This is a genomic window from Staphylococcus sp. FSL K6-0223 (genome assembly GCF_038008285.1).
Genome location: NZ_JBBOYX010000003.1, coordinates 221,901 through 234,244 on the forward strand (window position 1 = coordinate 221,901; position 12,344 = coordinate 234,244).

Consider the following 12,344-nt stretch of genomic DNA (forward strand, 5'->3'; position numbering starts at 1 on the left):
GATGCATGGTTTTTCCCATTTAAAAATAAATAAAACTACAACTACTCAATAGCAGTTGTAGTTCAATAATGAATTATAGTTTCTTAACAATACCCATTAATACAAATTGTAATGGTAATCTTAAATAAAGTGCCCATTTAGGAACTTCTTTATCACCCAATGGTAATTTTTTACGTGCCATATAAATATTTGCAGGGAATACTGCTAATAGGAATAAGTTAATTCCTTTCTTCGACCAACTTGCTAGTCTTTGAATTAATAGCATCATTCCAAAGAAGATTTCAAAAACACCTGTAACTAATACAGCTGTTTTTTGTAAAGGTAAATAATCTGGAACAATATTTCTAAATTGACGTTCATTCGTAAAATGTAATACGCCAGCTGTTCCAAATGCGATTCCTAATAGAAATCTTAAGAATTTCATTTGTGTTCAACTCCCATTTCTTTTAAATAACTTTTACCGTATTCTGGTAATTCTACGTTGAAGTTATCTGCAATTGTAGCACCGATTGAACTAAATGTCGTGTCTTGAGATAGTTCATGATACTGATTAATCTTAGGACTAAACATTAATACTGGTATATATTCGCGTGTATGATCCGTACCATCGGCTATTGGGTCATTTCCGTGATCAGCTGTAATAATCACTAAATCGTCTTCTTGTAAGTGTTCAATTAATTCCGGTAAACGATTATCAAAGTCTTTAATAGCTTGAGCATAGCCTTCTTTATCTCGTCGGTGACCATAAAGCGCATCAAAGTCTACTAAATTTAAGAAACTAATCCCTTTAAAGTCTTTTTGTACTACTTCAATGAGTTTGTCCATACCATCCATATTATTTTTGGTACGAATGGCTTCTGTCACACCTTCACCATCATAAATATCATTAATTTTACCAATAGCAATGACATCGTAATCATTATCTTGTAACGTATTCATCACTGTTTTACCAAAAGGTTTCAATGCATAATCATGGCGATTTGATGTACGTGTAAAGTTGCCAGGTTCACCTACATATGGTCTTGCAATAATACGTCCAATTAAATACTTAGGGTCTTTAGTTAATTCACGAACTTTTTCACATATATCATATAATTCATCAAGTGGAATGATATCTTCATGAGCAGCAATTTGAAGTACAGGGTCAGCACTTGTGTAAACAATTAAGTCGCCTGTCTTCATTTGATGTTCGCCCCACTCATCGATGATTTGAGTACCTGAAGCGGGACGATTCGCAACAACTTTACGTCCTGTCATCTCTTCAATTTCCTTAACAAGTTCATCTGGGAAACCATTAGGATATACTTTAAATGGTTGCATAATATTTAAACCCATAATTTCCCAATGCCCAGTCATTGTATCTTTACCAACTGAAGCTTCGCTCAATTTTGTATAAAATGCACCTGGTTTTTCAACCTTAGAAACTACTGGTAAAGAATCAATATTTCCTAATCCAAGTCGTTGTAAATTTGGAAGTTCTTGATTAAATCCTTCTAAAGTGTGTTTGAGTGTATGAGAACCCTCATCTTTAAATGCAGCCGCATCCGGACCCTCACCAATACCTACTGAGTCCATAACGATAAGATGGATTCGATTAAACGCTGTAGTCATTCTTTACATCTCCTACTCGGTTATAATTTTGTGAATTAAGGTTGGTATTTCACCTTTTTCTTCAATTGTAATACTCTCGTCTAATTTGTCTAATATTTCATTAACATTTTCTTTATTGCTATGAATTGTGAGAATATTGTCTCCTTCTTTGACAGAATCCCCAACTTTTTTATTTAGAACAATCCCTACACCTAAATCAATTTTATCTTCTTTCGTTTGACGTCCTGCACCAAGCATCATTGAAGCAACACCGATTTCATTTGCAACTATCTTGGTAATCACGCCATCCTTTTTCGCTTGAAAATGAATTTGATACTTCGCATGAGGCAACTTATCTGGGTCATCAACAATAGACGAATCACCACCTTGGTGACTAATAAAGGTTTTAAATTTCTCTAAAGCTTTACCTGATTGAATAGCTTCCTCAAGCATTTGACGTGCTTCTTCTAATGATTGCGCTTTTTGAGCTAACACTACCATTTGTGAGCCTAATGTTAATACAAGTTCCGTTAAATCTTTTGGCCCTTGGCCTTTTAGTGTCTCAATCGCTTCTTTTAATTCTAAAGCATTACCAATTGCACGACCCAATGGTTGGCTCATATCAGAAATAATCGCCATAGTATTTCTACCTACATTATTACCTATACTTACCATTGCATGTGCTAATGCTTCTGCTTCCTCTAATGTTTTCATGAAAGCACCGCTCCCGGTTTTTACATCAAGAACAATTGCATCTGCACCAGCTGCGATTTTTTTACTCATAATTGATGACGCGATTAATGAAATAGAATTAACAGAACCCGTAACATCTCTTAGTGCATATAGTTTTTTATCAGCTGGTGTTAAATTTCCAGATTGACCTATCACAGCAACTTTATCTTCATTAACAAGTTTAATAAATTCTTGTTCACTTATCTCTACATTAAAACCATTTACTGATTCTAATTTATCAATCGTTCCTCCAGTATGACCTAAACCACGACCACTCATTTTAGCTACTGGTACACCCAATGACGCTACTAAAGGCGCTAATACTAATGTTGTCGTATCTCCTACACCACCAGTAGAGTGCTTATCCACTTTTACGCCTTTAATTTGAGATAAATCAATCTTATCTCCTGAATTAACCATTGCCATCGTCATTGCTGCTCTTTCTTCTTGATTCATGTCTTGGAAAAAGATGGCCATAGCTAAACTCGAAGCTTGATAATCAGGGATGTCACCTTTCGTATAACCATTAATAAAAAATTCAATCTCTTTTTCTGTTAGCGCATGTCCGTCACGTTTTTTCTCAATAATATCTATCATTCTCATAAAAATCATTCCCTTAAATGAATCTTTTAATAATCTGAGTTGGAATCAAGACCCTCTATAATTTGGACTCCCGCACTTGCACCAATTCTTGTCGCACCTGCTTCAATCATTTTTTCAAAGTCTTCTAGACTTCTCACTCCTCCAGATGCTTTTACTTCTAAGCGGTTGCCTACAGTATCTTTCATTAATTTGACGTCTTCTGGTGTAGCTCCCCCACCAGCAAATCCTGTAGATGTTTTAACAAAAGTAGCGCCTGCTTTTTCAGCTAATTCACAAGCCTTAACTTTTTCTTCATCAGTTAAAAGTACTGTTTCAATTATCACTTTAACTGTTTTTCCATTAGCAGCTGCGATAACACCCTCAATATCTTTTTGCACTTCATCATAGCGTTGATCTTTTAAAGCCCCAATATTAATAACCATATCTATTTCTGAAGCACCATTTTTAATTGCATTTTCAGTTTCGAAGACCTTTACGTCAGTCGTAGTTGCCCCTAATGGAAATCCGATTACAGTACACACAAGTACATCTGTATCTAGTAATTGTTGACTTGCATAACTAACATGAGTTGGATTAATGCACACTGATTTGAATTGATACTTTTTAGCTTCTTCAAGAATTTTATCAATTTGTTCTCTAGTTGAATCAGGTTTTAGTAAAGTATGATCTATATATTTTGCTACGTTCATTTCCGTTCCTCCATTTTTCAAAATATATGTAACTGCTTACTAAGAATGGAACTAGCATACAAATATAAGTCCTGGTATACTTCTGAAGATGACAGAAAAATGTGTCTAGAAGTCACTAAATTTTAATTTAATTTGTTATACAGCTTCACACTTAGTTAATAATCACATAATATTTACTTACAATTATATAGTACAAAAATTCGCATAAAAGATAAACAAATGTTATCTTATATTGTGATATAAAGCTTTTTAATCTATATTGATAACTTAAATAATAAGGAGAAGATAACTTATGACGAATGGTACACCTCATATTCAACCAAATGGTGTAAAAATTGCTAAAACTGTATTAATGCCTGGTGACCCGCTACGTGCTAAATATATTGCGGATAACTTCTTAGAAAATGTTGAACAGTTTAATGAAGTACGCAACATGTTTGGTTACACAGGAACTTATAAAGGTAAAGAAATCTCAGTTATGGGGTCAGGAATGGGAATTCCAAGTATTGGTATTTACTCTTATGAGTTATATAATTTCTTTGATGTAGAAACAATTATTCGCGTGGGTTCATGTGGTGCACTTCAAGAGGATGTTAATTTATATGATGTAATTATTGCTCAAGCTGCATCAACAAATTCAAATTATGTAGATCAATTTAATATTCCTGGACATTTTGCGCCGATTGCTGATTTTGACTTAATTACTAAAGCTAAAAAAGCAGCAGACGAAATTGGTGCTACTTCACATGTGGGAAATGTATTATCATCTGATACTTTTTATAATGCAGATGCAACATTTAACGATGCATGGAAAAAAATGGGTATATTAGGAATTGAAATGGAGTCTGCAGGTTTATATTTAAATGCCATCAATGCAGGCAAAAAAGCACTTGGCGTCTTCACAGTTAGTGACCATATTTTACGTGATGAAGCTACAAGTGCAGAAGAAAGACAAACATCATTCACTCAAATGATGGAAATTGCACTTGAAATCGCTGAATAAAATATTAAAGGTTCAACACTAGTACTTAGTGTTGAAAATAAAAGTAGCAGTAAGAAGATTCTAATTGAAATCTTCTTACTGCTATTATTTTTAGCAATTATGTCCAAATTTATTTTTTAAAACGTTGTCTATCAAATTATTTGCCTAAATAAGATTGTAACATCCAATTATGTTTATCAACTGAAGTTTGCATGCCAATAAACATATCTTCTGATACATCATCACCTGCATTACCTGCTACTTCAATTGCATGTTCTAATTGTTTAGAAATATTAGTGAAATCATGTGAAAGTTCTTCTACCATTTGTTCAGCTGCATAATTTTTTCCAGCCTCTTTAACAATTGATTTATCTAAACTTTCAGTTAAAGTACCGATCGGGTTACCACCAATAGCTAAGATTCTTTCTGCTAAATCATCTACATATTGGCTAGCTTCATCATAAAGTTCTTCGAATTTAGTGTGTAATGAGAAGAAGTTTGGTCCTTTTACGTACCAATGGAAATTGTGTAATTTTGTGTATGCTACTGTCCAGTTTGCTACTTGTTGATTTAATTCTTTTACTACATCTTGTTGATTACTCATTTAAAATACACTCCTTAATTAATCAGCTTTCCTTGATTACAATAATTATTATATTATAATAATTATAATCTGTAAAGCAAAATCACACTTTTATTTATAATTATTTCAAATTGTTGTCGAAATTATGACGATGCTTATTTGTATTGATCAATGAACTCATTACATACAAATTCTAATATTTTCTAATATTGAAAGTTATTTTTACTTTTTGACTTCCACCTATATATTATCAATTAGTAGTCAAAATTATCAATTAAGTTAACTTGATTTTAGCATTATCATCTAAAAAGAATGATTTTTCATATTCAGTAGGCTTATGCCAGTGTGTCTTCCACATTTTATCTCTATTATTAGCAAATAAATTATAACCTAAATCACGTATTGGTTTCGGCAGTACTCTTAGACCTATACCTAACCATTTTTTATTGTTTGGCAACGAAGTAATAAGCGTAGCAATCGCGTCTGATTTATATTCTAAATGCTCACCTTTTTGCAAAATTACACTATTTCTATTTTTGGCTTCGGGGTGTTGATTAAAAAATTGTTCGCCAATCTCACCTTTTATAGTTGCGAACTCATAGCTCTTAGAAAGTCCATTTTGAATAAGCCAAATCGCATAATTATAACAATAAATGCAATTACCGTCATAATATATAATAGGCATATTAAATACCTCCTTTATTAACTCTTACAATTACATTTCCTTTTTTCAAAACATCATAAACACGGCCGCCTCCTCATTTACAAACATTTCTTTAGTAATTTTAATTAATTGAAATAAAAGCATTTGTATTTAACTTAATGGCGATTAAGAATCTTTAAAACATAAAAAGCTCCCCTCAAAACTTTCACTTATTAACGTAAAGAGTTTGAGGAGAGTCATTTCAAATTTAATTTCTAAAATTTAATTAAAATGTTCTATTAAACTAACTTACTCTGAATGATTAACGCGTACAATGCGCGTATACTTAAGAAACTGTTGAGAATACTTCTGTTTAATGTCCTCTATAGAATCATATGTTACACCAATAATATGCCAATTAGGATTAAAGTGATAGAAGGAATCTTTGTTCTTAGACCATTTAATCATACTTCCATCTTTATTGTACCTAGGTAATGTCACCTCATAACCTTCTAATACATTAATGTACGTTTGGAAGATATCTGGATTGATACGATTAAAATTATCAATAACTAAATAATTTTTATCTTTGGTAGGCATTAATTGCGTAATAAATCCTTCGCGATAATATAGAGCGCCTGATTCATTTGGTAAATATTTGCCATATAACATATCCTCTGTAAAATCAGGATGTCCACTAGTAATGACAGGATTTGCATTTGTTTTTTGTAATAAATCATTAGCTGCTTTTAAGCCTTCTTCTTTTCTATCAACAACTAATAATATAAATGGTTTGAGTGAATTATCATTTTGATATTCAGTGACTTCTGATTTTTGAACAGTCTCGAATGGATTTTTAATACCATTATTGTCACTCATTTCTAATATAGCATCATATTGTGTTTGTGACATACTCGCGATAGCTTGTTTAGCATTTTCTTGTAAGAAATATAAATTCTTTAATTTCTGATGTTTATTTAAATGACCTAAAGAAATTGGGTTAATATTCTTGCCATACAAGATTTCTATAGCCGTACTATTCGTTCTACCTGGAATTGGAGGTTTCTCATGAATATGACGAGACACTTCGCCGATACCTACTACTGATTGATCTTTTTCTTTATTATAGATAATAATATTATCTCCAACTTCAAGTTGTGTATAGAAGTGATAACCATTTCTTTTTATTCCATTGTAAGTATGCGTAAAAATTGTATAATTTTTACCTGGTTCAAAGTCATCTGTTTCAGATAATAAAAAGTATCTTGGGATTTTAGTTTCCCCTTTTCCTAAACTTACAATTAAATCAAATTCTGATTGTTTAATTTGATTAAACAACGTTTCTTTCATATTATTCATACGAAAATCTAAAGCTTCACTTCGTTTTAAATAGTCGGTCGTCAATGATTTCAGTTCTTCATTGAATTTAAATTCTACTCTGATTTTATTTTGAGCACCTGCTTGAACACTTATAATTTCGCCAATACCTAATAAACCAGAATCAGTTTGTACTTGATAAAAGATGACTTGATCTCCTGCTTTGGCCTTTTTAAAAGCACGAAATCCTTGAGAAGGATTGAAATGTGCACCCGATTCAAATAAAGTTGTTTGACCTACAAGGGGTTCATTATGATTCCATCTATTATAACCACAATTTAGCCAAAAATAGTTAATTTCCTCAGTCATTATGATACTCCTTATCTAACCTATAATTTAAATAAATGTGTATTACGAATACTTTGATACAAATTTTAAATCCATTTTATCATAATTTTTATCACACATTTTCAATATTCTCTAACAATTAGCTGTTTTTATCATTTTAAGAAAAAGAAGCTAAGACAACTCATCTGTCTTAGCTTCGAATAAAAAGTCATTAAAACTTTTAATAAACATTTACATAACCTATTAATAAACAACTTTATTAATGAGGTGTAATCATGCTACCTAATAACGGAATGACGTTAATCATTACTCCACCTAATTTAAGCATAGCATTAATATCTTTATCTTTAATCGTAATCAAAGCACTAATAATACCTACAATTGCTACAACTCTCGGTAGAATTAATGTAGGGTAATGTGGCATATGTAAAAATATTCCAGCTCCTGAAATCATTCCACAAATGAGAGAAATATATAAAAATTGCTTCAAAACTAACGCTCCTTGTATGATTAATCTCTATATAATTACTAGCAATTTATTTTTAATCAAGTTTAAATATAACTAATTATAAGCGTAAAATCACCTTCGAATACGCTATCTAAATCTTCAGATGTTAAAACAAAATTAGTTCCCTTTTCAATCTCAAAAATTTCACCATCAATAATAATTTTACCATTACCTTCTAATACAGAAATTAAGCAAAATTCACGTGGCTTCATATAATTTAATGTACATGAAATTTCCCATTTTACTATAGTAAAGAAGTCATTAGACACTACGTGGGTGCAATTGTGATTCTCTATCACTTCGTTCTGAGGTACAATACTTGGCAGTTCACTAGAGTACTCCATTACGTCTAATGCTTTAGAGACATTTAGTGTCCGTTGTTCATTGTTATTAAGTTTACGATCATAGTCATATACTCTATATGATACGTCAGATGACTGCATTGTCTCATATGCCATGATTCCAGCGCCTATAGAATGAATTGTGCCAGCAGGAATAAAATAAAAGTCTCCAGGTTTAACTTTAATCTTTCTTAAGTTTTCTTGGAACTTGCCTTCCTTTATTTGTTGTTCAAATTCTTCACGAGATGATGCTTTAGTGCCAATGGTAATTTCAGCATCTTCCTCCGCTTCGATAATGTACCAACATTCGGACTTGCCATATTGACCATTTTCATTTTCATAAGCATATGAATCATCAGGATGAACATGTATTGATAAAGGTGCCTCAGCATCAACAATTTTAGCCATTAAAGGGAAATCTTTACTTGGAAACTCGCCAAATAGTTCTCTATGGTCGTTCCAAACTTGATCTAGTGTCTGCCCCGCATAAGGTCCATTGAGAATTTCACTCTTACCATTCGGATGTGCGGATACTCCCCAACACTCACCTATATGCTCATTTGGAAGATGATATCCAAATTGTTGGAGTTTACTTCCACCCCAAACCTTTTCATGAAAAATAGGCTTTAAAAATAACGGCATCATTACACCTCCATTATCTTAAACGTCAACTTAATCTATCATTCTAAAGTTAACTTAAGTATACTTATCTCCTTAAAGACATTTTTTCACTTTGTTATAAGTAGTTTCTATATTTCTAAAGAGACAACAGTCAATTTAATAATTATGTATTGAGTTCCCTAATTTTAAGTTATATCCATTATTTTTCATTATCACTATTTATGATTGTACCACATTTCAAAATCTAAAGAAGTACCGAATTTTTTGAATAAAAATTATTATTTAAAAACAAATAGAACAAATCATCTTTAATTCAATTTTAGTTTATCAAACGCTTCACTAAATAATTAAAATTTTGCATTATTATTAACAATATCAATTTGAAGTTAAATAAACCATTTTTCACTCTATAGTTTAAAACAAATAACAGCCGAATCACCTAAAAGGTAACTCGACTGCTTTTGCTAATATCATTTTTATAACGATTATTCATATTTTTGTAACGCATCTTTAATTTCTTTATTACCACTAAGAATTTGAAATTCTTGATTAGCAAATTTATCAGATGTAACTACTTCTTTAAGCACTGTTGCTACATCGTCTCGAGGAATAGACGCACGTTTATCAAAGTATAAATCTGCTTCAATTTTACCAGTACCTTCATCATCAGTAAGTCTTCCTGGATGCACAATTGTATAATTAAGACCAGAATTTCTTAAATAATCATCTGAGTAGTGTTTAGCAATTGTATACGGTTTTAAATCGCCAGCAGAATCGAAAGCTTCTCTTCTTGAATCATAAGTTGAAACCATTACATAGTGCTTAATGTCCGCCTCTTTACTTGCTTCAATAGTTTTAACAGCACCGTCTAAATCAACTATAATTGTCTTATCATCGCCTGTACTGCCACCTGAACCTACTGAGAAAATAACTTTATCGTAATTGTTGAAGAGTTGAGTTAAATCTTTAACAGTGGCTTTTTCAACATCTACTAATGTTGCATCGACATCTTGGTCCTTTAATTCTTTCACTTGTTCCTCTTTACGAACACCTGCAGTAAAATCAATATTATCTGATTTTAATTGTTGTACTAATCTTGAACCTACGCCACCATTAGCACCGATTAATAAAATACTCATTCTTAACGTCCTCCCTTTTTAAAATCGTAATTGATGTTTACCACTCATTTTCAAAAAGTAAACCCAATAAAAATACGATTGACATCACTACCACAATAAATTATATTAATATATGAAAAAATATTCATATAAAGAGGTGCTTCAAGGTGAATGACATTGAACAAAATAAACATACCGATGTAGATACTTTAAGCAAAGTCACTGAGATATTCAAAGCTTTAAGCGATCTCAACCGTTTACGTATTATGGAATTATTAGAATTTGGAGAAGCAAGTGTAGGACACATTTCACATACATTGAATATGTCTCAATCAAATGTGTCACATCAACTAAAGTTATTGAAAAGTACACACTTGGTTAAATCAAAACGACAAGGTCAATCTATGATATATTCTTTAGACGACAAGCACGTATCTACATTGCTCAAACAAGCCATTCATCATGCTAGTCATCCAAATGAAGGTGGAAGTTAATATGACAAATCACAATCATCAACATCACAGTCACAATCATGCACATGGTCATGTCCATACAAATAATAAGAAAGTACTTTTAATCTCTTTCTTTATTATAGGATTATTTATGTTAGTAGAAATCATCGGTGGATTTATTGCCAATAGCTTGGCCTTACTCTCTGATGGATTTCACATGTTAAGTGACACCATCTCACTTGGCGTAGCACTTATCGCATTTATATATGCGGAAAAGAATGCTACACAAACTAAAACCTATGGCTATAAACGCTTTGAAGTGCTCGCTGCTTTATTCAATGGCGTAACTTTATTTATTATCAGTCTTATGATTATTATCGAAGCTATTCGTAGATTTTTCGCCCCTCCAGAAGTGCAATCTCAAGAGATGTTTATTATAAGCTTAATTGGCTTAATCGTTAATATTGTAGTTGCAGCGTTAATGTTTAGAGGCGGTGATACATCTCATAATTTAAATATGCGTGGCGCCTTTCTCCATGTATTAGGTGATCTCTTTGGTTCAATTGGTGCAATCGTAGCAGCATTATTAATTTGGGCGTTTAACTTTACTCTTGCTGACCCTATCGCTAGTATTCTGGTGTCACTAATTATTTTAAAAAGTGCTTACGGTATAGCAAAATCTTCACTAAATATTTTAATGGAAGGTACACCTAGTGATGTAGACCTAGAAGCAGTGATATCTACAATCACTAAAGACGAACGCATTCAAAATGTACATGATTATCATGTTTGGACTATATCAAATGATATGAATGCACTCAGTTGTCACGCAGTTGTTTCAGAGCAATTAACAGTTAAAGAATGTGAAAATCTTTTAGAAACCATTGAACATGATTTATTGCATCAAAATGTTCAACACATGACAATACAACTTGAAACACCTAAACATAAACATGATGATTCAACAATATGTTCAGGTATTCATGAACACATACACACTCATACACATGCCAATAGTCATTAAAAATATCCTCAAGGGCAAGACACTTCCAATGTCTCATCCTTGAGGATATTCAATTATTTACATAAAGTTTTTAAAAATAAAGTCTCTTGCTGGTACTTGTTTTTCAGCAAAACCTTCTATAAATTCTTCTTCATCATAGTCTAGTTTTACACGTTCAACAGAAATGCCTTGTTCATTAATTGTAACAATACCATATACAGTATGAGCTCCGTTATTTAATCCCACTGCACCTGGATTAAAGTAAATTGTAGATTTATCATCAAATAAATGTAAACGATGATTGTGGCCAAATAATATTAAATCCGCGTCTTTATCTTCAAAAAGCTTAGAAATCTCTTGCTCATCATCACTAGCCATCGGTGCAAAAGGTTGCCCTTCAATTCCTACTTCTAATTTTTCATTAGGAATTTCATAATGAATAAATAAAACCTTTTTTCCTTTGATAGTTTTCTCAATATATCGTGGTAATTGATTTAATTCATCATAATATGATTCATCGAGGTGGCTTTCTATCCATTGATGATGCTCATAAAATTTGCCTTTAAGATCTTCAGGATATTGTGTGTTATTAACTAGTGTCATGATTGCTTCATCATGGTTACCGGCAATCATTTCCATATCATCACGATCAAATACAGTATCTAAAACTTTGTTTGTCTCGTGTCCAATACCTATATTGTCGCCAAGATTATAAATTTTATCGATATCTTCTCTACTATCAATATCATCTAACACCTTTTCTAATGCATCATAATTACCATGGATATCAGTAATAACTGCAAATTTCATGATG

At 32.0% G+C, this 12,344-nt stretch carries 14 protein-coding genes; 3 read left to right on the forward strand and 11 right to left on the reverse strand.

The annotated features are described in order from the left end of the window. Positions 1-73: 73 nt before the first annotated feature. Genes MHI13_RS18310 through deoC form a run of 4 tightly spaced genes read right to left on the reverse strand, consistent with a single transcriptional unit; the run spans position 74 to position 3,614 of the window. Positions 74-424 carry a DoxX family protein gene (locus MHI13_RS18310; RefSeq protein ID WP_340761760.1) on the reverse strand — a complete coding sequence of 117 codons (351 nt, stop codon included), beginning with the start codon at positions 422-424 and terminating at the stop codon, positions 74-76. Beyond that, a complete protein-coding gene (gene deoB, locus MHI13_RS18315; RefSeq protein WP_002453732.1) occupies positions 421-1,611 on the reverse strand; it encodes a phosphopentomutase in 1,191 nt (396 codons plus the stop codon). The genes MHI13_RS18310 and deoB overlap by 4 nt, the downstream gene beginning before the upstream one ends. Positions 1,612-1,623: 12 nt before the next feature. After that, on the reverse strand, positions 1,624-2,925 hold the full coding sequence (locus MHI13_RS18320) for a pyrimidine-nucleoside phosphorylase (RefSeq protein ID WP_340761763.1): 1,302 nt from the start codon (positions 2,923-2,925) through the stop codon (positions 1,624-1,626). A 26-nt stretch (positions 2,926-2,951) separates the two neighbouring features. Continuing rightward, entirely contained in the window at positions 2,952-3,614 is a 663-nt protein-coding gene (deoC, locus tag MHI13_RS18325; RefSeq protein ID WP_002435874.1) for a deoxyribose-phosphate aldolase, read from the reverse strand. Positions 3,615-3,906: 292 nt separating this feature from the next. Here deoC and deoD point away from each other — a divergent pair, with 292 nt between their 5' ends. Next, on the forward strand, positions 3,907-4,617 hold the full coding sequence (gene deoD / locus MHI13_RS18330) for a purine-nucleoside phosphorylase (RefSeq protein WP_002453735.1): 711 nt from the start codon (positions 3,907-3,909) through the stop codon (positions 4,615-4,617). Between the two features lie 136 nt (positions 4,618-4,753). Here deoD and MHI13_RS18335 read toward each other — a convergent pair whose 3' ends face one another. The 6 genes from MHI13_RS18335 to MHI13_RS18360 form a co-directional block, all read right to left on the reverse strand. After that, positions 4,754-5,200: a Dps family protein gene (locus MHI13_RS18335; RefSeq protein ID WP_002435760.1), complete on the reverse strand. Its 447-nt coding sequence runs from the start codon at positions 5,198-5,200 to the stop codon at positions 4,754-4,756. Between the two features lie 253 nt (positions 5,201-5,453). Further along, complete coding sequence (locus MHI13_RS18340; RefSeq protein WP_047796531.1) at positions 5,454-5,864, reverse strand: thiol-disulfide oxidoreductase DCC family protein; 411 nt, start codon at positions 5,862-5,864, stop codon at positions 5,454-5,456. Positions 5,865-6,131: 267 nt separating this feature from the next. Then, positions 6,132-7,508, reverse strand: a complete 1,377-nt coding sequence (locus MHI13_RS18345) for an EVE domain-containing protein (protein WP_340761766.1) — start codon at positions 7,506-7,508, stop codon at positions 6,132-6,134. A 238-nt stretch (positions 7,509-7,746) separates the two neighbouring features. After that, a complete protein-coding gene (locus MHI13_RS18350) occupies positions 7,747-7,977 on the reverse strand; it encodes a hypothetical protein (RefSeq protein ID WP_002453738.1) in 231 nt (76 codons plus the stop codon). Between the two features lie 62 nt (positions 7,978-8,039). Continuing rightward, positions 8,040-8,978, reverse strand: coding sequence for a type I phosphomannose isomerase catalytic subunit (locus MHI13_RS18355; RefSeq protein ID WP_064210666.1), 939 nt, complete (start codon positions 8,976-8,978; stop codon positions 8,040-8,042). 464 nt (positions 8,979-9,442) lie between these two features. After that, positions 9,443-10,096: an NAD(P)-binding oxidoreductase gene (locus MHI13_RS18360; protein WP_064210667.1), complete on the reverse strand. Its 654-nt coding sequence runs from the start codon at positions 10,094-10,096 to the stop codon at positions 9,443-9,445. A gap of 155 nt (positions 10,097-10,251) precedes the next feature. Between MHI13_RS18360 and MHI13_RS18365 the strand changes: the two genes are divergently transcribed. Next, a complete protein-coding gene (locus tag MHI13_RS18365) occupies positions 10,252-10,569 on the forward strand; it encodes an ArsR/SmtB family transcription factor (RefSeq protein WP_186306242.1) in 318 nt (105 codons plus the stop codon). A 1-nt stretch (position 10,570) separates the two neighbouring features. Further along, positions 10,571-11,551 carry a CDF family zinc efflux transporter CzrB gene (gene czrB / locus MHI13_RS18370; protein WP_064210668.1) on the forward strand — a complete coding sequence of 327 codons (981 nt, stop codon included), beginning with the start codon at positions 10,571-10,573 and terminating at the stop codon, positions 11,549-11,551. 57 nt (positions 11,552-11,608) lie between these two features. On the opposite strand, the gene MHI13_RS18375 is transcribed toward czrB, so the two are convergent. Continuing rightward, on the reverse strand, positions 11,609-12,340 hold the full coding sequence (locus tag MHI13_RS18375; protein ID WP_002453743.1) for a metallophosphoesterase family protein: 732 nt from the start codon (positions 12,338-12,340) through the stop codon (positions 11,609-11,611). Positions 12,341-12,344: the final 4 nt, after the last annotated feature.